Source organism: Escherichia sp. TW09308 (assembly GCF_000208565.1).
Lineage (GTDB): Bacteria > Pseudomonadota > Gammaproteobacteria > Enterobacterales > Enterobacteriaceae > Escherichia > Escherichia marmotae.
The window spans coordinates 455,360-477,427 of the sequence record NZ_AEME01000001.1 but is presented as its reverse complement, the minus strand read 5'-3'; the positions used below and the strand labels follow the sequence as shown (position 1 = coordinate 477,427).

Annotated in this window: 19 protein-coding genes and 4 pseudogenes; 14 read left to right on the top strand and 9 right to left on the bottom strand. The window is 50.8% G+C overall.

All coding sequences use genetic code 11. The annotated features are described in order from the left end of the window. Positions 1 to 7: 7 nt before the first annotated feature. From ESM_RS0102440 to xthA, 8 genes and pseudogenes are all read right to left on the bottom strand, one after another. On the bottom strand, positions 8 to 661 hold the full coding sequence (locus ESM_RS0102440; RefSeq protein WP_000882815.1) for an ATP-binding cassette domain-containing protein: 654 nt from the start codon (positions 659 to 661) through the stop codon (positions 8 to 10). Next, on the bottom strand, positions 661 to 2,196 hold the full coding sequence (locus tag ESM_RS0102435) for an ABC transporter permease subunit (protein WP_000235013.1): 1,536 nt from the start codon (positions 2,194 to 2,196) through the stop codon (positions 661 to 663). The genes ESM_RS0102440 and ESM_RS0102435 overlap by 1 nt, the downstream gene beginning before the upstream one ends. Next, positions 2,169 to 3,335 carry an ABC transporter substrate-binding protein gene (locus ESM_RS0102430; protein WP_001215375.1) on the bottom strand — a complete coding sequence of 389 codons (1,167 nt, stop codon included), beginning with the start codon at positions 3,333 to 3,335 and terminating at the stop codon, positions 2,169 to 2,171. Before ESM_RS0102430 ends, ESM_RS0102435 begins: the two co-directional genes overlap by 28 nt. Positions 3,336 to 3,344: 9 nt before the next feature. Beyond that, a complete protein-coding gene (locus ESM_RS0102425) occupies positions 3,345 to 3,893 on the bottom strand; it encodes a carboxymuconolactone decarboxylase family protein (protein ID WP_000524099.1) in 549 nt (182 codons plus the stop codon). Then, a pseudogene (locus tag ESM_RS01000000123820) lies at positions 3,893 to 4,599 on the bottom strand (TVP38/TMEM64 family protein). The gene ESM_RS0102425 and the pseudogene ESM_RS01000000123820 overlap by 1 nt, the downstream one beginning before the upstream one ends. A gap of 14 nt (positions 4,600 to 4,613) precedes the next feature. Beyond that, positions 4,614 to 5,292: pseudogene (gene ydjY / locus ESM_RS01000000123815) on the bottom strand (lipoprotein YdjY). A 4-nt stretch (positions 5,293 to 5,296) separates the two neighbouring features. Then, positions 5,297 to 6,007 (bottom strand): TVP38/TMEM64 family protein, encoded by a 711-nt coding sequence (locus tag ESM_RS0102410; protein WP_010376067.1) that lies wholly within the window; start codon positions 6,005 to 6,007, stop codon positions 5,297 to 5,299. A gap of 166 nt (positions 6,008 to 6,173) precedes the next feature. After that, positions 6,174 to 6,980 carry an exodeoxyribonuclease III gene (gene xthA, locus ESM_RS0102405; protein WP_000673938.1) on the bottom strand — a complete coding sequence of 269 codons (807 nt, stop codon included), beginning with the start codon at positions 6,978 to 6,980 and terminating at the stop codon, positions 6,174 to 6,176. A gap of 444 nt (positions 6,981 to 7,424) precedes the next feature. Here xthA and astC point away from each other — a divergent pair, with 444 nt between their 5' ends. From astC to ves, 7 genes and pseudogenes are all read left to right on the top strand, one after another. Next, positions 7,425 to 8,645 (top strand): succinylornithine/acetylornithine transaminase, encoded by a 1,221-nt coding sequence (gene astC / locus ESM_RS0102395; protein WP_000083390.1) that lies wholly within the window; start codon positions 7,425 to 7,427, stop codon positions 8,643 to 8,645. Continuing rightward, entirely contained in the window at positions 8,642 to 9,676 is a 1,035-nt protein-coding gene (gene astA, locus ESM_RS0102390) for an arginine N-succinyltransferase (RefSeq protein ID WP_000989393.1), read from the top strand. The genes astC and astA overlap by 4 nt, the downstream gene beginning before the upstream one ends. Next, positions 9,673 to 11,151, top strand: coding sequence for a succinylglutamate-semialdehyde dehydrogenase (astD, locus tag ESM_RS0102385; RefSeq protein WP_000177297.1), 1,479 nt, complete (start codon positions 9,673 to 9,675; stop codon positions 11,149 to 11,151). Before astA ends, astD begins: the two co-directional genes overlap by 4 nt. Continuing rightward, on the top strand, positions 11,148 to 12,491 hold the full coding sequence (astB, locus tag ESM_RS0102380; RefSeq protein WP_000993902.1) for an N-succinylarginine dihydrolase: 1,344 nt from the start codon (positions 11,148 to 11,150) through the stop codon (positions 12,489 to 12,491). The genes astD and astB overlap by 4 nt, the downstream gene beginning before the upstream one ends. Continuing rightward, a pseudogene (gene astE / locus ESM_RS01000000123810) lies at positions 12,484 to 13,451 on the top strand (succinylglutamate desuccinylase). Before astB ends, astE begins: the two are co-directional and overlap by 8 nt. A 328-nt stretch (positions 13,452 to 13,779) precedes the next feature. Next, positions 13,780 to 14,265, top strand: a complete 486-nt coding sequence (gene spy / locus ESM_RS0102370) for an ATP-independent periplasmic protein-refolding chaperone Spy (RefSeq protein ID WP_001228965.1) — start codon at positions 13,780 to 13,782, stop codon at positions 14,263 to 14,265. Positions 14,266 to 14,467: 202 nt separating this feature from the next. Further along, positions 14,468 to 15,043 carry an environmental stress-induced protein Ves gene (gene ves / locus ESM_RS0102365; protein ID WP_001516300.1) on the top strand — a complete coding sequence of 192 codons (576 nt, stop codon included), beginning with the start codon at positions 14,468 to 14,470 and terminating at the stop codon, positions 15,041 to 15,043. 59 nt (positions 15,044 to 15,102) lie between these two features. On the opposite strand, the gene nadE is transcribed toward ves, so the two are convergent. Next, the gene (gene nadE / locus ESM_RS0102360) at positions 15,103 to 15,930 is read right to left on the bottom strand and encodes an ammonia-dependent NAD(+) synthetase (RefSeq protein WP_000175007.1); all 828 of its coding nucleotides are present in this window, start codon (positions 15,928 to 15,930) and stop codon (positions 15,103 to 15,105) included. 199 nt (positions 15,931 to 16,129) lie between these two features. On the opposite strand from nadE, the gene osmE reads away from it, so the two are divergent. The 7 genes and pseudogenes from osmE to chbG all read left to right on the top strand — a co-directional run bounded on the left by osmE (position 16,130) and on the right by chbG (position 22,009). Then, entirely contained in the window at positions 16,130 to 16,468 is a 339-nt protein-coding gene (gene osmE, locus ESM_RS0102355) for an osmotically-inducible lipoprotein OsmE (protein ID WP_001039038.1), read from the top strand. A 300-nt stretch (positions 16,469 to 16,768) separates the two neighbouring features. After that, complete coding sequence (gene chbB, locus ESM_RS0102350; protein WP_000412169.1) at positions 16,769 to 17,089, top strand: PTS N,N'-diacetylchitobiose transporter subunit IIB; 321 nt, start codon at positions 16,769 to 16,771, stop codon at positions 17,087 to 17,089. An 80-nt stretch (positions 17,090 to 17,169) separates the two neighbouring features. Then, positions 17,170 to 18,514, top strand: a pseudogene (chbC, locus tag ESM_RS01000000123805) (PTS N,N'-diacetylchitobiose transporter subunit IIC). A 51-nt stretch (positions 18,515 to 18,565) separates the two neighbouring features. Further along, the gene (gene chbA / locus ESM_RS0102340) at positions 18,566 to 18,916 is read left to right on the top strand and encodes a PTS N,N'-diacetylchitobiose transporter subunit IIA (RefSeq protein ID WP_000981441.1); all 351 of its coding nucleotides are present in this window, start codon (positions 18,566 to 18,568) and stop codon (positions 18,914 to 18,916) included. 7 nt (positions 18,917 to 18,923) lie between these two features. After that, entirely contained in the window at positions 18,924 to 19,766 is an 843-nt protein-coding gene (gene chbR / locus ESM_RS0102335; protein ID WP_000983662.1) for a transcriptional regulator ChbR, read from the top strand. Positions 19,767 to 19,885: 119 nt separating this feature from the next. Beyond that, positions 19,886 to 21,238, top strand: a complete 1,353-nt coding sequence (gene celF / locus ESM_RS0102330) for a 6-phospho-beta-glucosidase (RefSeq protein WP_001072165.1) — start codon at positions 19,886 to 19,888, stop codon at positions 21,236 to 21,238. Between the two features lie 12 nt (positions 21,239 to 21,250). Continuing rightward, complete coding sequence (gene chbG / locus ESM_RS0102325) at positions 21,251 to 22,009, top strand: chitin disaccharide deacetylase (RefSeq protein WP_000440424.1); 759 nt, start codon at positions 21,251 to 21,253, stop codon at positions 22,007 to 22,009. The last annotated feature ends 59 nt before the right edge of the window (positions 22,010 to 22,068 follow it).

Sequence of the window (22,068 nt, the reverse complement as noted above, 5' to 3'; positions counted from 1 at the left end):
CTTTGCGTTATCGCAGTTTGTTGTAATTTTCTGACCACTGAGCCATATCCAGAACGGGACTATCGGCAGGAACATCCTGAAAATCGTGGGTGACTTGAACGACGGGGATCGCCAGTTCGCGGACTTCATTGAATACCCACTGACGAAAATTATCGCGCAGAGCTACGTCAAGACGGCTGAACGGTTCATCAAGCAATAATGCCTTTGGCTGGGCGAGAAGGGCGCGCAGCAGAGCCACCCGCGCACGTTGGCCACCAGACAGCGTGGCCGGGTCCTGATGGAAAGTTCCGCCAAGTCCCGCACGCTCAAGCGCATCATCCACTGCATTGCGTCTTGCGGCACCTTTGAGCGTTGACGGTAGTGCCAGTAGTAAATTTTGTCCAACGCTGAACTGATCAAACAACAGCGCATCCTGGAAAAGAATACCAATCTGACGCCGGGCGGTGGGCAGGGTGTCGAGGCGTTGCTCATTGAGCCATAGCTCACCGGTGCAAGAAAATTGTCCCGCCAGTGCGCCAATCATCCAGGAAAACAGCGTAGATTTTCCGCAGCCAGACGGGCCCATTAACGTGACAACGTCACCTTTATTGACTGTGAAATTAACGTTTTCCAGTAAGCAGGTTTCAGGCAAACGTAGCGAAACATCTTTTACGCAGAGCATTAACGGAGTCCTTGTCTGGCAAAACCTACCCATTTTGCAAGCAGGGCGGTAAGGGCAAAAATAATAAGTGGTAATAGCAGTTGCCATAAAGCCTGAGCGGCGAGGATACCGTTGCTGCCGCCACTGCTTAACGCCACTGCTTCAGTCGTCAGCGTCGGGAAGCGCCCCGCACCCAGCCACAGCGTCGGCATATATTGCGCAATGCTGACTGAAAATCCGACAGCGAAGGCAATAAGCGCAGGACGCAGCATGAGTGGGCATTTCACGTAAAAGAATATTTTGCCTCGCGACCAACCCAGCGTTTGGGCAATCAGAATTAACCGTGAGTCAATACGCCGCCAGGCCGGTTGCAGGATAAACAACATCCACGGCATCACCCACAGCAGATGTCCCCACACCACCACAGCCCAGCAGCCATCCAGATGTAACCACAGCGCCAGCGTGTACTGGCCTGCCACCAGCGGCAGCGCTGGTAATAAAATGGGCAGCCATAACCACAACTGGCGACGCTTTGCTCCCCATTCCAGCCACAGCAGTAATAGGATCAAAGCGATGAATGTCGTTGCCAGTCCCATCGTCAGGCTATTGAATAGCGCCTCGTCATTGATCGTCGATTGATCTGCAAGGATCGCCAGCAGAACCACACAGAGCACGCCAGTTAATGGTAATAATCTCGCCAGCGTACTACCGGGCAATAAAGGCGTGGCTGGTTTGCGAACGCCATCTTTGCGGGGAATTGTGCGCCGCCAGGTGCGCCATAAAAGATAGCCCAGCAAAACACAGGTGGCGAGTAACAGCATCAGCAGCAGGCTGGCAAGTGCGCCTTTTATCTGTTGATCGGTATCGCCCTGGGTTAACCACTGCCAGCTAATTACCGCCAGCGTCGGTGGATTACCCGGCCCAAGGATAATTGCGATATCCACGACCGATAGCGACCAGGCCACAATTGCCAGCATCGCCATTGCCAGTGCGGGAGCGACTGAGGGTAACAGCAGCCAGTTCAGGCATTGCCAGCGGCTGTAGCCCAGTGAATCCAGCACGATGACTTGTTGCAACAGCCTTTTTTCACTCAATACTGCCGCCAAAATCCACAGCAGAAATGCGCTTTCTTTCACCGCCAGAGTAATGCCCAGACCGATACCCAATCTGTCTGTCGGCGGAGTGAGGAAAGGGAAAAACTGATAAACCAGGCCGCCTTCGGCAAACAGTAGCAGGACGCTGGTGGCAAAAGCGACGTGGGGGATGGCGAGCAGCCACGGCAGACGGGCGCACAAATGCAGCCATTTCGCGCCAGGCCACAGCGCCACAATCACCAGCAGGGCAATCAACAACGCACCTACCGCCGCGATAGTTGTCGACACCAGCGTTGCCAGTATTGCCTGTGATAACTGCGGATCGGCAAATAACGCCTGCCAGTGTGTCAACGACAAGGCAGGCGTTATCAGCGTGAGAGCTGCCGGGATCAGCGGTGCGTAAATCACCGCCATCACCACCCACAGCAATAAAATTAATGCGTACCGTAACGGCGTAGCCATTCTTGTTCCAGCACATTTACCCAACCAGCATGCGGTTCCGCCAGTACTGGCGGCAGATCCTGCGGCATTCTTGATTGTAATGTCTCGCGCTGCCCGGCAGGCAGTTTTTGTGGATCAAGAACAGAAGGATCGCCCCAGACCGCAGGATCCGCTTTACGCAGTTGCGCTTCGGGTGAGAGCAGGAAGTTGGCGACCACCTTCGCCGCAGCACTGGCACTGGCGTTGGCAGGAATGGTGACGAAATGCACGTTGCCAATCATTCCCTCGCTAAAGCCAAAGCTGTAACTGCTCGCTGGCAAATCGCCACTGGCTATTTTTTGCCGGGCATGAGCGGGGTTAAAGGTCAGCGACAGGCGCAATGTGCCGGATTTCAGCAGGGCATCCATTCGCGCGGGCGAAGGGGGGAAATCCTTTCCTTTGCGCCACAAATACGGATGCAGCGCATCGAGATACTGCCACAGCGGTGCAGTAATCTGGGCGAAAGTAGCATCGTTCGGCGCTTCTTTTAATGCAGCGGGATCTGGCGTCAGCATAATCAACAACTGTTCAAGAAATGCTGTGCCGGTAAAGTCTGGTGGGCGTGGATAGGTAACTGCGCCTGGATTGGCTTTGGCAAACTCCAGCAAGGCTTGCGGTGTTTTCGGTGGTTGTGGTGTCAGATCGCGGCGAGCGATAAACGTAAGTTGTGCGCCGCCCCAGGGGGATTCTGCCCCCTCGGTAGCGACAGAAAAATCTTCCCGTACAGGTAGTTGCGTGTCGACATAACGCCAGTTAGGTAATGTTTCCGCCCAGCCGGTTTGCAGCAAATTCGCCTCTTTTAACGTGCGGAAATTTTCACCATTTACCCACAAGAGATCTACCGAGCCGCCCGTTTTACGTCCGGCTGCGGCTTCGGTCTGAATGCGTTTTACTGCGTCAGCGGCATCAGCCAGGCGAACAATCTTCAGGTTTATATCGTAATGCGTTTTCATCTCACCGCTGACCCAGTCGAGATAGCGGTTAATCGCGGTGTCGCCGCCCCAGGCGTTAAACCAGACGGTTTGCCCTTTGGCGTCGTTCTTAGTTTCCTGCCAGTCACTGGCATGTGTTGCCAAAGAAAACAGCGATAACAGTCCCAGCAACCACCCACAATGGCGCATCATTTCTCCTTAAGAACGTTTTTCAGGAAGTCGGCACAGTCCCTGGGCGGGAATGGCCATAGCAGAATTAAAACGGGCCGACAGGTTTTGCAGGCCGATTAATGCCGTCAGTTCGGTGAGCGCCTGAGCGTCAAAATGGGCTGCCAGTCGGGTGCGCAGGGCATCATCTACCGTTGGCGGCGTAACGCTGGCGGCTTCGGCGTATTCCAGCGCCAGCCGCTCCTCATCGCTGAACAGCGGGCTTTGCCGCCAGTCGGCCACCGCCAGCAGTTTATCGGTGCTGCCGGTTCGTTCAGCGACTTTCATGCTGGTGATGTCTACGCAAAACTCACACAGGCACATTTGCGCAATGCGTGCGCTGACAAGCGATCGCACCACCGGATCGAGCGGGGAGCGTTTGCGCTCCAGCCAGCCGACAAACATCGACACCAGATAGAAGATAAATGGGATCCGCCCCCACCAGCGAATCGGACTTAGCACCTCACCGTAATGGCGACGATGTAGCCACGCCTGCGGACGTAAAATTAAAGGAATTTTGCTAAGCGGCGGTAAACCCATCAGACATTCCTCTTCTGGCGCTCAAACCATATTTTTTTCGCCATGAAAATCACCACAGTCAGGGCAAACAGGATAAACAGTCCGGTAACAAACCAGAATGTGCCGCCCGTTAACATGCTGCCCGCCCAGGAATAGACAATGGTTGCGGGTAACTGACCAAGCCCGGTGGCGATAAAAAACGGACGAAAACGTATTGATGTCAGGCCGGCAGCATAGCTGATTGGATCAAAAGGGACAAAAGGCAATAACCGACATACCAGGATGGTATGTTTGCCGTAGCGAGTGAAAAAACCGTCCATGCTATCGAGCACGGTTTTACCGGTTAACTTTTCCACTACTTCGCGGCCCATCACTCTGGCGATAAAAAAGCACAGCGCCGCACCCGCCATCGAACTGGTCCACGACAGCAAGTCCCCCAGAACGCGCCAAACAGCGACGCATTGGCAAAGGTGATCAAAAACGCAGGCAGCGGTGCGGCAATGGCCTGCAAAATCATCAACAAGAATGAGACAACTGCCGCCAGTGTGCCGTAAGACTGAATAAATCGTTCTATACCCTGTTGGTCCACAGCGGCAAACGCCGCAAGGCTGCGGTTGATAAAGTCATGGACGCCAGGAACCAGCGCCCATGCGAGCAGCGTAGCGAACAACAGGATGATGATGGCTGTACGGTAGTACCAGATTTTACGCGAATGCATCTTCATCATCCTTTATCCATGTTTTATTCTGTGATTTTAAAGGTCACCGTTGCCAGCGTGCTATCTGCCGGGAGAACTGACGCATTGCCTTTGAATTTCACTTCGCCACGTTTTTCCACCGCACCATAAGTGTATGTCGCATTGCTGACAATACCGACCGGGCAGCTATCCAGGCACACCAGACAACCGGTTTTTTTTCTCTTCTGCCGCCGCTAAATTGCCACCAAAGCGCATGTCCAGTTTCTTGCCATTACTATCAACAATCACTTCATCGAAGGAATACGCTTTTGCCGCCCCTTGCCAGTTCACCGAAATATCCAGTTTGCTGCCTGCAACATGGGTAGCTTCTTTGTTATCCATAGTCATATTTTCGCCCGGTGTGCCACCGGCCTGTTTCAGAGCGTCATAAAATGCTTTCGGGGTGGCATATCCCATAAACAGTGATTTATGCCCATTGGAGCCGTCTTTAAACACAATGCCGTGACGGGTATCGTCGGTGAGGAAACGACCATTAATTTGCACCAGCATAGTTACCGTATGTGCCTGTGTATCGACGCGCAGTGGCTCACTGGCCGAAAGCCCATCGTATTCCACTTTGGCCTCGGTATTCTCTTTTTGATCACAGCCGCTAAGCCCTGCCGCTGCCAGTAAACACAGCGCAGCCAGTCCTTTTTTCCATGACACTGAATATTGTTGCAACATCGTTCTATCCTTCGTTTTTAGGGTGAGTAAGCGGTTGGCTGTCAGAAGCAGTCAGATCCACGTGTTTAAAGCGGGCGTAGCGTTTGGCGAGTTGGACGAGAATAAACAGCGTCAGTCCAGCCAGACAGAGGTTTAAAATAAAGTGCACGGTAATGCCTTCACGGGCGAGATCGCTGGCCATCACGGTATAAATAATAATCCCAGGCAGGGTAGTTAATGCCGAAATAAGGGTAAAAGGCCAGAAGGCTATAGCAGTTAATCCGTAAGCGTAATTTTGAATATTGTAAGGAAACAGCAGGATTAAGCGGGTCAGAATAAGAAAATCGATACCATTACGCGCAATACCTTTTTCAATAGCCTGAAAAGTATGGCTATGACCGACGTATTTCAGCAGCAAGTCACGCCCCAGCCAGCGCGCCAGCAGGAATGAGCACGACGAGGCCAGCGTAGCGGCAATTAACGAAAGTAGCGTTCCCAACAACGGGCCAAAGACTATTCCACCGGCGATCACCAGTACGCTACCGGGTAACAGAAAGAGGGTAGCGATAATGAATAACAGAATATAGAGGCTATAACCGAAAAATCCGCTCTGGCGAATGAGCGTTTGTAAGTGGGGTAAATCGGTGACCAGATCGAATAAACCGAAAGCGTGGATAGCGTAAATTATCAGTGCAAAAAGCAGACAGGCAAAAAGAAATTTACGCTCAGCGTTCATCGTAGAGTTTCCTATATCAAACTTGATAATAGAGAAGTGGTCAGACAACTAAAAACGCAGTGACGGTATAACAAAGGACGGCAGGCAACAAATCATTACTGACAGTTTGTTGATTTTTCTCAAGGTTAATTCTCCTGACCTCGTGCGGGTCAGGAGAGCAGATAAATTAGCGGCGGAAGGTCGCCCACACAGGTGCGTGATCTGACGGTTTTTCCATACTGCGGATTTCATAGTCGATGCCGGTTTCTACGCAGCATTCCGCCAAAGGCTGGCTGGCGAGCAGCAGGTCGATACGCAGACCACGGTTATCGTCAAAACCTTTTGAGCGGTAATCAAACCACGAAAAGCGATCTGCTGTTTCCGGATTAGCGTGACGGAAGGTATCTACCAGCCCCCAGCCGATCAGTCTGTCCATCCATTCGCGTTCTTCCGGCAGGAAGGAGCATTTACCGGTACGCAGCCAGCGTTTGCGGTTCTCTTCGCCAATGCCGATATCCAGGTCGGTGGGGCTGATGTTCATATCGCCCATAATCAGCACCGGATTATCGCGCTTAAGCTCAGTTTCCAGATAGTTTTGCAGGTTCTGGTAGAACTGCGCTTTTGCCGGGAATTTAATTGGATGGTCGCGGCTTTCGCCCTGTGGGAAGTAGCCGTTGATCACGGTGACATTGCCCAGCGGCGAGGGGATTTCTGCCATAATAATCCGCCGTTGAGCCTCTTCGCCGTCGCCCGGGAAGCCGCGACGCACAGCAATCGGCGTCTCTTTGGTCAGCAGCGCCACGCCATAATGGCCTTTCTGCCCGTGATAAAACACGTTGTAGCCGAGCTTTGCCACCTCTTCGAGCGGAAACATATCGTCATGAACTTTTGTCTCCTGCAGACCAATCACATCCGGTTGGTGCTTTTCGACGATGGCTTCAAGTTGGTGAGGTCTGGCGCGCAGACCGTTGATATTAAAAGAGACAAATTTCATAGTCGCTGCCGTTTATTCATATTAAGAGTGCGTGGATGGTAGCAGAAATTCGCTGTACTTACCGCCCGTTGTTAAGTGATTTGATCGATGGTTGTTAATGATGTCAACGATGGCGCAAAAAATGCCCGCTTTTGGTGCGGTCTGCGTCAGAATGGCGCAGTAATTTCCAGTAAATTTCGTCAATGATCACAATTCCAGAATTATATTTTACTTCTGCATAACATTGCGTTTTTTATTCTTTTTATTCATCCGTATCGCAAACGTATTCACTTTATATGCACTTTAAGTGCATATCAGTTGGTTATAACTCGTTGATTTTCAGTTGGCCGCCGTCGCTTATGCAATTTTACCCCTGGCTGGCACGAACCCTGCAATCTACATTTACAGCGAAAACATTACTTATAATTAACATATAAATAACTATTTATTTACTGTGGGGTCGCTATGTCTCAGTCAATTACGCGTGAAAACTTTGATGAATGGATGATACCTGTTTACGCTCCGGCACCGTTTATTCCGGTACGCGGTGAAGGTTCGCACTTGTGGGATCAGCAGGGGAAAGAGTATATCGATTTCGCGGGTGGCATTGCAGTGAACGCGCTGGGCCATGCGCATCCGGAATTGCGCGAGGCGCTAAACGAGCAAGCGAGTAAGTTCTGGCATACCGGTAACGGCTATACCAACGAACCAGTGCTGCGACTGGCGAAAAAACTTATCGACGCGACGTTTGCCGATCGCGTGTTCTTTTGTAACTCCGGTGCGGAGGCCAACGAAGCAGCGTTGAAACTGGCGCGCAAATTCGCCCATGACCGCTACGGCAGCCATAAGAGCGGCATCGTGGCGTTTAACAATGCGTTCCACGGGCGCACGCTGTTTACCGTTAGCGCAGGTGGCCAGCCAGCCTATTCTCAGGATTTTGCGCCACTGCCGCCGGACATCCGTCATGCCGCGTATAACGATCTCAATTCTGCCAGTGCGCTGATTGACGACGCCACCTGCGCGGTAATTGTCGAGCCAGTGCAGGGTGAAGGCGGCGTGGTGCCAGCCAGCAAAGCGTTTTTACAGGGGCTGCGAGAATTGTGTGACCGCCACAATGCATTGCTGATTTTTGATGAGGTACAAACCGGCGTCGGGCGTACCGGTGAACTGTATGCCTATATGCACTACGGCGTAACCCCCGATCTGCTGACCACCGCCAAAGCGCTGGGCGGCGGTTTCCCCGTTGGTGCGCTGCTGGCAACGGAGGAGTGCGCCAGCGTGATGACCGTTGGCACCCACGGCACCACCTATGGCGGTAATCCGCTGGCATCAGCAGTGGCGGGCAAAGTGCTGGATCTTATCAATACGCCGGAAATGCGTAATGGCGTCAAACAGCGCCACGACGGGTTTGTTGAGCGGCTTAACGCTATTAATCATCGCTGCGGTTTGTTCAGTGAAATTCGTGGCCTGGGTCTGCTGATTGGCTGTGTTCTGAATGCCGACTATGCCGGACAAGCGAAACAGATTTCTCAGGAAGCGGCAGAAGCAGGCGTGATGGTGCTGATTGCGGGCGGCAGCGTTGTGCGTTTTGCTCCGGCGCTGAATGTCAGCGAAGAAGATATGGCTACCGGGCTGGATCGCTTTGCGCTGGCCTGTGAACGCGTTGTTAGCCGAGGTTCATCATGATGGTCATCCGTCCCGTTGAGCGCAGCGATGTCGCGGCGTTAATGCAACTTGCCAGTAAAACGGGCGGCGGTTTAACGTCGCTTCCTGCCAATGAAGCCACACTTTTGGCGCGTATCGATAGAGCCATCAAAACATGGCAAGGCGAATTACCCAAAAGTGAGCAGGGTTATGTGTTCGTGCTGGAAGAGAGTGAAACAGGTACGGTGGCGGGCATTTGCGCCATTGAGGTGGCTGTTGGGCTAAACGATCCCTGGTACAACTATCGCGTCGGCACGCTGGTTCATGCTTCGAAAGAGCTGAATGTTTATAACGCGCTACCGACGCTTTTTCTCAGTAATGATCACACCGGAAGTAGCGAATTGTGCACGCTGTTTCTCGATCCGGACTGGCGCAAAGAGGGCAACGGCTATTTGTTGTCGAAATCTCGCTTCATGTTTATGGCAGCCTTTCGCGACAAGTTTAACGACAAAGTGGTTGCCGAAATGCGTGGGGTGATTGACGAACACGGCTATTCGCCGTTCTGGCAAAGCCTCGGTAAACGCTTCTTTTCGATGGATTTTAGCCGAGCCGATTTTCTCTGCGGTACTGGTCAAAAGGCATTTATTGCTGAGTTGATGCCAAAACATCCGATCTATACGGACTTTTTATCCCAGGAAGCGCAAGACGTTATCGGTCAGGTACATCCGCAAACGGCACCCGCGCGGGCGGTGCTGGAAAAAGAGGGCTTTCGCTACCGCAACTATATCGACATTTTCGACGGTGGGCCGACGCTGGAGTGTGACATCGACCGCGTTCGCGCCATTCGCAAAAGCCGGCTGGTGGAAGTGGCAGAAGGGCAACCCGCACAGGGCGATTTTCCGGCCTGTCTGGTCGCCAATGAAAATTATCATCATTTCCGCGTGGTGCTGGTGCGTAGCGATCCGGCTACCGAGCGTTTGATTTTAACCGCCGCACAACTGGACGCTCTCAAGTGTCATGCCGGGGATCACGTTCGTCTGGTACGCCTGTGCGCAGAGGAGAAAACAGTATGACTTTATGGATCAACGGCGACTGGGTGACGGGCCTGGGTGCGCTGCGCGTGAAGCGTAATCCGGTATCTGGCGACGTTTTATGGCAAGGCAATGATGCCGATGCTGCTCAGGTGGCGCTGGCATGTCGTGCTGCTCGCGCAGCGTTTCCGCGTTGGGCGCGGCTCTCCTTTGGCGATCGTCAGGTAAGAGTTGAACGATTTGCCGGACTGCTGGAAAGCAATAAAGCTGAATTAACGACGATTATTGCCAGAGAAACGGGTAAGCCGCGTTGGGAGGCGACAACCGAAGTGACGGCGATGATTAATAAAATTGCTATTTCAATCAAGGCATATCACGTGCGCACGGGTGATCAGCGCAGTGAAATGCCAGACGGGGCGGCAAGCTTACGCCATCGCCCACACGGCGTGCTGGCGGTGTTTGGTCCGTACAATTTTCCTGGGCATTTACCTAACGGGCATATTGTTCCGGCGTTGCTGGCAGGCAACACAATTATCTTTAAACCCAGTGAGCTGACACCGTGGAGCAGCGAAGCGGTAATGCGCTTATGGCAGCAGGCTGGATTGCCGCCAGGGGTGCTGAATCTGGTGCAGGGTGGGCGCGAAACCGGTCAGGCGCTGAGTGCGCTGGAAGATCTCGATGGTTTGCTGTTTACCGGTAGCGCCAACACTGGCTACCAGTTGCATCGTCAGCTTTCCGGTCAGCCAGAAAAAATCCTCGCCCTCGAAATGGGCGGCAATAACCCGCTGATTATTGATGAAGTGGCGGATATCGACGCCGCAGTGCATCTGACTATCCAGTCGGCATTTGTCACTGCCGGACAACGCTGCACCTGCGCCCGTCGTATATTGTTGAAAAGTGGAGCGCAGGGCGATGCGTTTCTTGCTCGCCTGGTTGCCGTCAGCCAGCGATTAACACCGGGCAACTGGGATGACGAACCACAGCCGTTTATCGGCGGGCTGATTTCTGAACAGGCCGCGCAGCATGTTGTTACCGCCTGGCAGGAGCTGGAAAACATGGGCGGACGGACGTTGCTTACGCCACGCTTACTGCAACCAGGTACTTCACTGCTTTCACCTGGAATCATTGACATGACGGGCATTTCTGGCGTGCCGGATGAAGAAGTGTTCGGGCCGTTACTGCGTGTCTGGCGTTATGACACCTTCGATGAGGCGATTAAGATGGCGAACAACACTCGCTTTGGCCTCTCTTGTGGGCTGGTTTCACCGGTGCGGGAAAAATTCGAACAACTGTTACTGGAGGCACGAGCGGGGATCGTTAACTGGAACAAACCGCTGACCGGTGCGGCCAGTACTGCACCATTTGGTGGCGTAGGCGCTTCCGGCAATCATCGCCCCAGTGCATGGTATGCCGCTGATTATTGTGCCTGGCCGATGGCAAGCCTGGAATCGGACTCGTTAACGTTGCCCACTACGCTTAACCCCGGGCTGGATTTTTCCGATGAGGTGGTGCCATGAACGCCCGGGAAGTTAATTTCGACGGGCTGGTGGGGCTGACGCATCATTACGCTGGCCTGTCGTTTGGTAATGAAGCTTCTACCCGCCACCGTTTTCAGGTATCTAACCCGCGACTGGCGGCAAAACAGGGCTTGCTGAAAATGAAAGCCCTTGCCGATGCGGGATTCCCGCAGGCGGTGATCCCGCCTCACGAGCGCCCGTTTATTCCGGTTTTGCGTCAACTGGGATTCAGCGGCAGCGATGAGCGAGTGCTGGAAAAGGTTGCTCGTCAGGCGCCGCACTGGCTTTCCAGTGTCAGTTCCGCTTCGCCAATGTGGGTCGCGAATGCGGCGACGGTGGCACCTTCTGCCGACACGCTGGATGGCAAAGTGCACCTGACGGTTGCCAATCTGAACAACAAATTTCACCGTTCGCTGGAAGCACCGACCACCGAATTGCTGTTAAAAGCCATTTTTATTGATGAAGAGAAATTCACCGTGCATTCGGCACTGCCTCAAGTGGCGCTGCTCGGTGATGAAGGGGCGGCAAACCACAATCGGCTCAGTGGTAACTATGGTGATCCGGGTATACAGGTTTTCGTCTATGGCCGGGAAGAGGGCACTGGCACGCGACCTTCCCGTTATCCGGCGCGGCAAACCCGCGAAGCCAGCGAGGCGGTAGCAAGGCTGAATCAGGTTAATCCACAACAGGTAATTTTCGCTCAACAAAACCCGGAAGTTATCGATCAGGGGGTTTTTCATAATGATGTGATTGCCGTGAGCAACCGCCAGGTGCTGTTTTGCCATCAGCAGGCATTCGCCCGTCAGGCGCAATTACTGGCAAATCTGTGTGCGCGGGTGAGCGGCTTTATGGCAATAGAAGTTCCGTCGGCACAGGTTTCCGTAGCGGATGCTGTCTCGACCTATCTGTTTAACAGCCAGTTGTTGAGCCGTGATGACGGTTCGATGGTGTTGGTACTGCCGCAGGAGTGTCGGGAACATGCCGGGGTATGGCGTTATCTCAATGAATTACTTGTTGCCGATAACCCGATCAGTGAACTGAAAGTTTTTGATTTACGCGAAAGTATGGCAAACGGTGGCGGCCCTGCGTGCCTGCGTTTGCGCGTGGTGCTGACGGCAGAAGAACGTCAGGCGGTGAATCCGGCGGTGATGATGAACGAGACACAGTTTAATGCGCTCAATGACTGGGTGGATCGTTACTACCGCGATCGTCTTACCGCTGCCGATCTTGCCGATCCGCAATTGCTGCGCGAAGGAAGGGAAGCTCTGGATGCACTGACTCGTTTGCTGAATCTCGGTTCGGTTTACCCGTTCCAACGGGAGGGGAGTGGCAATGGATAATTTTCTTGCCCTGACGTTAACGGGTAAAAAACCAGCCGTAACAGCGAGAGAAAGCAACGGTGTCCACTGGCGCTGGCTGGGTGACGGGCTGCTGGAACTGACGCCAGTCACCCCACCGCAAGGTGCGCTGGTGATATCAGCGGGGATCCACGGTAATGAAACGGCACCTGTTGAGATGCTGGTGGCGTTGCTTGGGGCAATTTATCACGGTGAGATTCAGTTGCGCTGGCGGCTGCTGGCGATCCTCGGAAATCCTCCTGCCCTGAAGCAAGGTAAGCGTTATTGTCATAGCGATATGAATCGAATGTTTGGCGGACGCTGGCAGCTATTTGCCGAAAGCGGCGAAACCTGTCGCGCCCGCGAACTGGAACAGAGTCTGGAAGATTTTTATCAACAGGGTAAAGAGTCCGTTCGTTGGCACCTTGATTTGCATACCGCAATTCGTGGTTCATACCATCCGCGTTTTGGTGTTTTACCGCAACGTGACATTCCCTGGGATGAGAAGTTTCTGACGTGGCTGGCGCAGCGGGGCTGGAGGCACTGGTGTTTCACCAGACGCCTGGCGGCACGTTTACCCATTTTAGCGCCGAACATTTTGGCACCCAGGCGTGTACGCTGGAACTTGGCAAAGCGTTGCCGTTTGGGCAAAACGATCTTTGCCAGTTTGCGCCAACGTCCAGCGCGATTGCCGCGCTGTTATCCGGGATGAGCGTCGGTTTTGATAAAAAGCCGCCATTACGTTACCGGGTGGTTTCGCAAATTACCCGCCACTCCACTGATTTTGAACTGCATATGGCGAGCGAGACATTGAACTTCACGGCGTTTAAGAAGGGGACGTTGTTAGCGCAGGATGGCGAAGAACGCTTTACGGTGACTCATGATGTTGAATATGTGTTATTCCCTAATCCATTGGTGGCGCTGGGATTGCGTGCAGGGTTAATGCTGGAGCAAATAATCTGATGCTTACCTGCAGAAATCATCTGCGGGTATTTACTGGGTTTTTAATGAAATAATACGGATTAATCCTGGTTATTTGCTTTAATTATCACCAGCTATCAGGTATAGTTTTTCATAATTCCTGCAAAATCAGCGTGTTGTAATATTTATTCATCACTCTCCATCAAATTTTCTTTTTTTCTCCATAATTGGCGCAAAAGTGTTTTTTACACTTTCATTGATTTACCGTTGCTCTGATTAATTGACGCTAAAGTCAGTAAAGTTAATCTCGTCAACACGGCACGTTACTTAAGAAAGCCGTAATAAATAACTGAAAGGAAGGATATTGAATATGCGTAAATTAACTGCACTGTTTGTTGCCTCTACCCTGGCTTTTGGCGCGGCTAACCTGGCCCATGCCGCTGATACCACTACCGCAGCACCGGCTGACGCCAAGCCGATGATGCACCATAAAGGTAAATTTGGTCCACATCACGACATGATGTTTAAAGACCTGAACCTGACCGACGCGCAGAAACAGCAGATCCGCGAAATCATGAAAGGTCAGCGTGATCAGATGAAACGTCCGCCGCTGGAAGAACGCCGCGCAATGCATGACATTATTGCCAGCGATACCTTCGACAAAGCAAAAGCTGAAGCGCAGATCGCAAAAATGGAAGAGCAGCGCAAAGCTAACATGCTGGCGCACCTGGAAACCCAGAACAAGATTTACAACATCCTGACGCCGGAGCAGAAAAAGCAATTTAATGCCAATTTTGAGAAGCGTCTGACAGAACGCCCTGCGGCAAAGGGTAAAATGCCTGCAACTGCTGAATAATCTTTCAGCCTGACAACTTAAGACCGCCGGTCTTGTCCACTACCTTGCTGTAATGCGGTGGACAGGATCGGCGGTTTTCTTTTCTGCTGCTCAACTTTTGCAAAAAAAGCCTAATCACCACTAAGGTAAATCACCCGAGTTGCCGATAACAATCCCCGGTTGCCTGAACGATAACAATGAAAAGAGCATGCCGGGAGCGAGTATGGAATACTTTGATATGCGTAAAATGTCGGTGAACCTGTGGCGAAACGCTGCCGGTGAAACTCGCGAAATCTGTAGCTTTCCCCCGGCAAAACGTGATTTTTACTGGCGCGCCAGCATTGCTTCCATTGCCGCAAATGGTGAGTTTTCTTTGTTTCCGGGCATGGAAAGGAGTGTGACGCTGTTGGAAGGTGGCGAGATGCTCCTTGAAAGCGCAGGCCATTTTAGCCATACCTTAAAACCGTTACAGCCTTTTGCCTTCGCGGCGGACCAGGTGGTAAAAGCAAAACTGACCGAAGGGCAGATGTCGTTGGATTTCAACATTATGACGCGCCTTGATGCCTGTAAGGCGAAAGTCAGAATTGCCGATCGCACGTTCACCACTTTTGGCTCACGTGGTGGGGTGGTGTTTGTTATTAGCGGAGCGTGGCAACTGGGCGACAAGCTGTTGACTACCGACCAGGGCGCATGCTGGTACGATGGCAGGCACACCCTGCGGCTTTTACAACCGCAAGGCAAACTGCTGTTCAGTGAAATTAGCTGGCTTGCAGGCTATTCACCGGATCAAGTTCAGTGATTCATTATTAGAATGCTGCGCCCGATAACACTGGTGATATCTGACACAGCATGTCTGCGTTATTTTTTCCAGAAATCATCAAAAACGGTAATGGGCGGGCGGCGTTTATGCTCGGTTTTCAGATACCAATTCTCAATGGTTCTGGCGACCTGTTCCGGTACGGTTTTCCCTTCCAGATAGTCATCAATGTTGTCATAAGTGACGCCAAGCGCGACTTCATCCGGCAGTGACGGACGATCATCTTCCAGATCGGCGGTTGGTGCTTTCTTATAGAGATGCTCCGGGCAACCTAACGCTGCCAGTAATTGTTTACCCTGACGCTTGTTCAAACGGTATAGCGGGTTAATGTCAGTGCCTCCGTCACCGTATTTAGTGAAGAATCCGGTAATGGCTTCTGCCGCATGATCGGTGCCCACCACGACGCCGTGGGTCATGCCTGCAATGCTGTATTGTGCTTTCATCCGCTCACGTGCTTTTTCATTGCCACGAACGAAATCACTTAATTCAATACCCGCTTCGCGCAGTGCCTGTTCGCTGGCCAATACCGCGCCCTTGATATTAACGGTTAATACGCGATCCGGTTGAATAAAGGCAATGGCATCCTGACAATCCTGTTCATCGGCCTGAACACCGTAGGGCAGGCGTACTGCAATAAATTGCAGTGTCTCGTTGCCCGTTTCCTGACGAAGTTCGTTAATCGCCATCTGACACAGTTTCCCGGCAAGCGTGGAGTCCTGACCGCCACTAATACCAAGTATCAGTGATTTAATGAACGGATAGGTTTGCAGATAGCTTTTCAGAAAATCGATACTGCGGCGAATTTCCTCTTCGGCATTAATCTGCGGTTTTGCGCCCAGCGCCTTTATTATTTGTTGTTGCAATGTCATTGAACCCCTCCAGACAAAAAATAAAACTTCCTTAAAGCTAACCCGTTGCTACAGAAACGACAAGCGACAGCAAGTTGAATGGCGGTTAAAACGTCATACAGGAATCCTCTGAAAGCGGAGCCGTTTCGTTCACGGGCTTGAAAAAGCCCCCGATGTATTCCAGGCTTATCTAACACGCTGATAAACAAGAGGACGAAATATGAACAAGAATATGGCAGGAATTCTGGGTGCAGCGGCGGTATTAACCATGCTGGCAGGTTGTACGGCGTATGATCGTACCAAAGACCAGTTTGTACAGCCTGTGGTGAAAGACGTCAAAAAAGGCATGAGCCGGGCGCAGGTTGCACAAATTGCGGGTAAACCTTCGTCTGAAGTGAGCATGATCCATGCTCGTGGTACTTGCCAGACCTATATCCTGGGTCAACGTGATGGTAAAGCAGAAACCTATTTTGTCGCGTTAGATGATACCGGACATGTCATCAACTCCGGCTATCAGACCTGTGCCGAATACGACACCGATCCACAAGCAGCGAAGTAATTTCTTCGCCAGAAAGCTTGAGTTACAACAGAAACCGGCCATTGCGCCGGTTTTTTTTTGACCCTTGTTCTTATTTATTGTCGCGAATTATTTAACTGAAATGTGAAGAAGGTCATAACGGCAGGTCAAGGAGAGACAATTTATGAGGTCAAGGAAATACTATCGTTCAGGTCAATACCGTATACTCTTTTCAGCCACCAAAAAAAGTCATGTTGGTTTCGCAAGTTACCCAGAGCATGGAAGCAGGTTAAGACTTGCGGAGTGTCTGGCTGACAGATAGTCGTTGATGAGGGCAGTTTTATGGAAAAGAAACACATTTATCTGTTTTGTTCTGCGGGCATGTCTACCTCTTTACTGGTATCAAAAATGCGCGCTCAGGCAGAAAAATATGAAGTTCCGGTCATTATTGAAGCATTTCCGGAAACACTGGCTGGTGAAAAAGGTCAGAATGCCGATGTCGTGTTATTGGGGCCGCAGATTGCTTATATGTTGCCCGAAATCCAGCGTTTGTTACCCAACAAACCGGTTGAAGTAATTGACTCACTGTTATATGGCAAAGTCGATGGTTTAGGCGTGCTTAAGGCTGCAGTTGCAGCAATTAAAAAAGCCGCAGCAAATTAATTTTTAAATTTTCCGTCAAAGAGTTATTTCATAAATCTATACCGCAATATTTTAATTGCGGTTTTTAAGGGTATTTTTCTATGAGTAATGTTATTGCATCGCTTGAAAAGGTACTCCTCCCTTTTGCAGTCAAAATAGGAAAGCAGCCACACGTTAATGCAATCAAAAACGGCTTTATTCGCTTAATGCCGTTAACCCTCGCAGGGGCCATGTTTGTATTAATCAATAACGTTTTTCTGAGCTTTGGGGAGGGGTCGTTTTTTTACTCGTTAGGTATTCGCCTTGATGCCTCAACTATTGAAACACTCAATGGGCTGAAGGGTATTGGCGGCAACGTTAGGGATTATGTCTTTAATGACACCGTTCTTTATCGGCATGGCGCTGGCAGAAGAGCGTAAAGTCGATGCACTGGCGGCAGGATTGTTATCCGTTGCGGCATTTATGACCGTCACTCCTTATAGCGTCGGTGAAGCCTATGCGGTCGGCGCAAACTGGTTAGGCGGCGCGAATATTATCTCCGGGATTATTATCGGCCTGGTGGTAGCAGAAATGTTTACCTTTATTGTCCGCCGCAACTGGGTCATTAAATTACCCGACAGCGTACCGACATCGGTATCGCGTTCTTTCTCTGCATTAATTCCCGGCTTTATTATTCTTTCCATGATGGGGATTATTGCCTGGGCGCTGACTACCTGGGGCACTAACTTCCACCAGATTATTATGGATACCATTTCGACGCCGCTGGCATCGTTGGGTAGCGTGGTTGGCTGGGCCTATGTGATCTTTGTTCCGCTGCTCTGGTTCTTCGGTATTCATGGCGCGCTGGCGTTGACCGCCCTGGACAACGGCATTATGACGCCGTGGGCGCTGGAAAACATCGCCACCTACCAGCAATATGGTTCCGTCGAAGCGGCGCTGGCAGCCGGTAAGACTTTCCATATCTGGGCCAAGCCGATGCTGGACTCCTTTATTTTCCTCGGCGGCAGCGGCGCGACCCTGGGGCTTATCCTGGCCATTTTTATCGCTTCTCGTCGTGCTGACTATCGTCAGGTGGCAAAACTGGCACTGCCGTCAGGCATCTTCCAGATTAACGAACCGATTCTGTTTGGTCTGCCGATTATCATGAATCCGGTAATGTTTATCCCGTTCGTGCTGGTGCAACCAATTCTGGCGGCAATTACCCTGGCGACGTACTACATGGGCATTATCCCGCCGGTGACCAACATTGCGCCGTGGACCATGCCAACCGGTCTGGGAGCCTTCTTTAATACTAACGGTAGCGTCGCCGCATTGCTGGTCGCACTCTTCAACCTTGGTATCGCAACGCTGATTTATCTGCCATTTGTTGTGGTGGCGAACAAAGCGCAGAACGTGATTGATAAAGAAGAGAGTGAAGAAGATATTGCTAACGCCCTGAAATTTTAATCGACACCGGCGCGGGCAACTCGTGCCGGTAAGAATAGAGAGGAACGATGTATGATGAATCTCGAAAACATTCCTGACACGCAAACCGAAACCGAAGAACTGGAAGAAGTGGTGATGGGGCTTATCATCAACTCCGGACAGGCACGTAGTCTGGCGTATGCCGCGCTGAAGCAGGCGAAGCAGGGCGATTTTGCAGCCGCCAGAACGATGATGGATCAATCGCGGATGGCCTTGAATGAAGCGCATCTGGTACAGACAAAGCTGATTGAAGGCGATCAGGGCGAAGGAAAGATGAAAGTTAGCCTGGTGCTGGTCCACGCGCAGGATCATTTAATGACTTCAATGCTCGCGCGTGAACTGATTAGTGAATTAATTGAGCTTCATGAAAAACTGAAAGCATAAGGAGTCAATGATGCAGCCAGTGATTAACGCGCCGGAAATTGCCACTGCCCGTGAGCAGCAATTATTTAATGGCAAAAATTTCCATGTGTTTATCTACAATAAAACCGAAAGTATTACTGGGTTGCATCAGCATGACTATTATGAATTTACCCTGGTTTTAACCGGTCGTTATTTCCAGGAGATTAACGGCAAGCGTATGTTGCTGGAACGGGGCGATTTTGTTTTTATTCCGTTAGGATCACACCATCAAAGTTTTTATGAGTTTGGTGCCACGCGCATATTGAACGTTGGGATCAGTAAACATTTTTTTGAACAGCATTATTTACCGTTGTTACCTTATTGCTTTGTTGCTTCACAGGTTTACCGCACTAATAATGCTTTTCTCACTTATGTGGAAACGGTAATTTCTTCATTGAATTTCAGTGAAACCGGGCTGGAAGAATTTGTTGAGATAGTCACTTTTTATGTCATTAACCGTTTACGCCATTACCGCGAAGAACAGGTGATTGATGATGTGCCACAGTGGCTAAAAAATACGGTTGAAAAGATGCATGATAAAGTGCAGTTCAGTGAAAATGCGTTGGAAAACATGGTGACGTTATCGGCTAAATCGCAGGAGTATTTGACGCGTGCGACTCAGCGATACTATGGCAAAACGCCGATGCAGATTATTAATGAAATCCGCATTAACTTTGCCAAAAAACAACTGGAAATGACCAACTATTCTGTGACGGATATTGCATTTGAAGCTGGTTATAGTAGCCCAAGTCTGTTCATTAAAACGTTTAAGAAACTAACGTCTTTTACGCCAAATAGCTATCGTAAGAAATTGACTGAATTTAATCAGTAGCTGTTATCGCTGATCATTAAATTTACATGCGTGCCTTGTTTATCCTGGGGAAACCGGGATATTCCTGACACAGAGGCAGGCATGAAGAATATCAGTATTTCCTGATGAAGGGAGAAATTATGAACCAGAAATTAAAAATCGTCACTATTGGTGGCGGGAGTAGTTATACCCCGGAGTTACTGGAAGGGTTTATTAAGCGTTATCACGAATTGCCGGTTACTGAATTATGGCTGGTGGATGTCGAAGGTGGTAAAGCGAAACTGGATATTATTTTTGAACTCTGTCAGCGCATGATTGATAACGCTGGCGTACCGATAAAGCTTTATAAAACGCTTGATCGTCGTGAGGCGCTGAAAGGGGCTGATTTTGTCACTACCCAACTGCGCGTAGGTCAATTACCGGCACGTGAACTGGATGAACGCATTCCGTTAAGTCATGGCTATCTTGGCCAGGAAACCAACGGTGCGGGAGGCCTGTTTAAAGGTCTGCGCACCATTCCGGTGATTTTCGATATTGTGAACGATGTTGAAGAACTATGTCCGAATGCGTGGGTTATCAACTTTACTAACCCGGCGGGAATGGTCACTGAAGCGGTTTATCGTCACACTGGATTTAAACGCTTTATCGGCGTGTGTAATATTCCTGTGGGTATGAAAATGTTTATCAGCGATGTTTTAGCGTTGAATGAGAGCGATGATTTATCTATCGATCTGTTCGGCCTGAACCATATGGTGTTTATTAAGGATGTGCTGGTAAATGGCAAATCGCGCTTTGCCGAATTGCTCGACGGCGTGGCATCCGGGCAGTTAAAAGCGTCTGGCGTAAAAAACATTTTCGATCTGCCGTTTAGCGAAGGCTTAATTCGTTCGCTGAATCTGTTGCCATGTTCTTATCTGCTTTATTACTTCAAGCAAAAAGAGATGCTGGCGATTGAAATGGGTGAATACTACAAAGGCGGTGCGCGTGCGCAGATAGTGCAGAAAGTCGAGAAACAACTCTTTGAGCTGTATAAAAACCCGGAGCTGAAAGTTAAACCGAAAGAGCTGGAGCAGCGCGGTGGGGCTTATTACTCAGACGCGGCGTGCGAGGTGATTAACGCTATCTACAACGACAAGCAAACGGAACATTACATTAATATCCCGCATCATGGGCATATTGATAATATTCCGACTGACTGGGCGGTAGAAATGACCTGTACGCTGGGTCGCAATGGCGCGACGCCACATCCGCGAATTACCCATTTTGATGACAAAGTCATGGGGCTGATCCACACCATTAAAGGCTTTGAAATTGCCGCCAGCAACGCAGCACTTAGCGGTGAATTTAACGATGTGTTACTGGCGCTAAACCTTAGCCCGTTGGTGCATTCCGATCATGACGCAGAGTTGCTGGCACGTGAGATGATTCTGGCGCACGAGAAGTGGCTACCAAACTTTGCTGACTGTATTGTAGATCTCAAAAAAGCACATTAACCGGGGCTGATTATGGAACGCTTACTGATTGTTAATGCAGATGATTTTGGCTTAAGTAAAGGTCAGAACTACGGCATTATCGAGGCCTGTCGCAACGGGATTGTCACGTCGACGACGGCGCTGGTAAATGGTGAAGCCATCGACCATGCGGTGCAGTTGAGTCGTGATGAGCCGAGCCTGGCCGTCGGGATGCATTTTGTCCTCACCCTGGGCAAGCCGCTAACTGCAATGCCCGGTTTAACCCGCGAAGGCGTGTTGGGGAAATGGATCTGGCAACTGGCAAAAGAAGATGCTTTACCACTGGAGGAAATTGCTCAGGAACTTGCCAGCCAGTATCTGCGTTTCATTGAGCTGTTTGGGCGCAAACCTACCCATCTTGATAGTCATCATCATGTGCATATGTTTCCGCAGATTTTCCCGATTGTGGCCAGGTTTGCCGCTGAAGAGGGGATTGCGTTGCGCATCGATCGTCAGCCAGTATTTAACGATAGTGATTTACCGGCTAAATTGCGCAGTTCGCAGGGCTTCAGTAGCGCATTCTATGGTGAAGAGATCAGCGAGTCCCTGTTCCTGCAAGCGGTGGATGATTCCAGTCATCGCGGTGAGCGCTCGCTGGAAGTGATGTGCCATCCGGCGTTTATTGATAATACGATTCGCCAGAGTGCTTACTGTTTTCCACGGTTAACGGAGCTGGAAGTGTTGACATCAGCATCGTTGAAGTATGCCATTGCCGAGCGAGGTTATCGGTTGGGTAGTTATCTTGATGTGTAGGTAATGTTGTTTTGCCGGATGTAGCGTAAATACCTTATCCGGCCAGCAAAGTGTCGCAA

What these genes read in the sequence shown, in the direction of transcription:
- ESM_RS0102440 (WP_000882815.1), bottom strand. Translation starts at nt 661, where the DNA reads ATGCTCTGCGTAAAAGATGTTTCGCTACGTTTGCCTGAAACCTGCTTA.
- chbA (WP_000981441.1), top strand. Translation starts at nt 18,566, where the DNA reads ATGATGAATCTCGAAAACATTCCTGACACGCAAACCGAAACCGAAGAA.
- ESM_RS0102410 (WP_010376067.1), bottom strand. Translation starts at nt 6,007, where the DNA reads ATGAACGCTGAGCGTAAATTTCTTTTTGCCTGTCTGCTTTTTGCACTG.
- chbB (WP_000412169.1), top strand. Translation starts at nt 16,769, where the DNA reads ATGGAAAAGAAACACATTTATCTGTTTTGTTCTGCGGGCATGTCTACC.
- nadE (WP_000175007.1), bottom strand. Translation starts at nt 15,930, where the DNA reads ATGACATTGCAACAACAAATAATAAAGGCGCTGGGCGCAAAACCGCAG.
- astA (WP_000989393.1), top strand. Translation starts at nt 8,642, where the DNA reads ATGATGGTCATCCGTCCCGTTGAGCGCAGCGATGTCGCGGCGTTAATG.
- astB (WP_000993902.1), top strand. Translation starts at nt 11,148, where the DNA reads ATGAACGCCCGGGAAGTTAATTTCGACGGGCTGGTGGGGCTGACGCAT.
- spy (WP_001228965.1), top strand. Translation starts at nt 13,780, where the DNA reads ATGCGTAAATTAACTGCACTGTTTGTTGCCTCTACCCTGGCTTTTGGC.
- xthA (WP_000673938.1), bottom strand. Translation starts at nt 6,980, where the DNA reads ATGAAATTTGTCTCTTTTAATATCAACGGTCTGCGCGCCAGACCTCAC.
- osmE (WP_001039038.1), top strand. Translation starts at nt 16,130, where the DNA reads ATGAACAAGAATATGGCAGGAATTCTGGGTGCAGCGGCGGTATTAACC.
- ESM_RS0102435 (WP_000235013.1), bottom strand. Translation starts at nt 2,196, where the DNA reads ATGGCTACGCCGTTACGGTACGCATTAATTTTATTGCTGTGGGTGGTG.
- astC (WP_000083390.1), top strand. Translation starts at nt 7,425, where the DNA reads ATGTCTCAGTCAATTACGCGTGAAAACTTTGATGAATGGATGATACCT.
- ESM_RS0102430 (WP_001215375.1), bottom strand. Translation starts at nt 3,335, where the DNA reads ATGCGCCATTGTGGGTGGTTGCTGGGACTGTTATCGCTGTTTTCTTTG.
- celF (WP_001072165.1), top strand. Translation starts at nt 19,886, where the DNA reads ATGAACCAGAAATTAAAAATCGTCACTATTGGTGGCGGGAGTAGTTAT.
- ves (WP_001516300.1), top strand. Translation starts at nt 14,468, where the DNA reads ATGGAATACTTTGATATGCGTAAAATGTCGGTGAACCTGTGGCGAAAC.
- astD (WP_000177297.1), top strand. Translation starts at nt 9,673, where the DNA reads ATGACTTTATGGATCAACGGCGACTGGGTGACGGGCCTGGGTGCGCTG.
- chbG (WP_000440424.1), top strand. Translation starts at nt 21,251, where the DNA reads ATGGAACGCTTACTGATTGTTAATGCAGATGATTTTGGCTTAAGTAAA.
- chbR (WP_000983662.1), top strand. Translation starts at nt 18,924, where the DNA reads ATGATGCAGCCAGTGATTAACGCGCCGGAAATTGCCACTGCCCGTGAG.
- ESM_RS0102425 (WP_000524099.1), bottom strand. Translation starts at nt 3,893, where the DNA reads ATGGGTTTACCGCCGCTTAGCAAAATTCCTTTAATTTTACGTCCGCAG.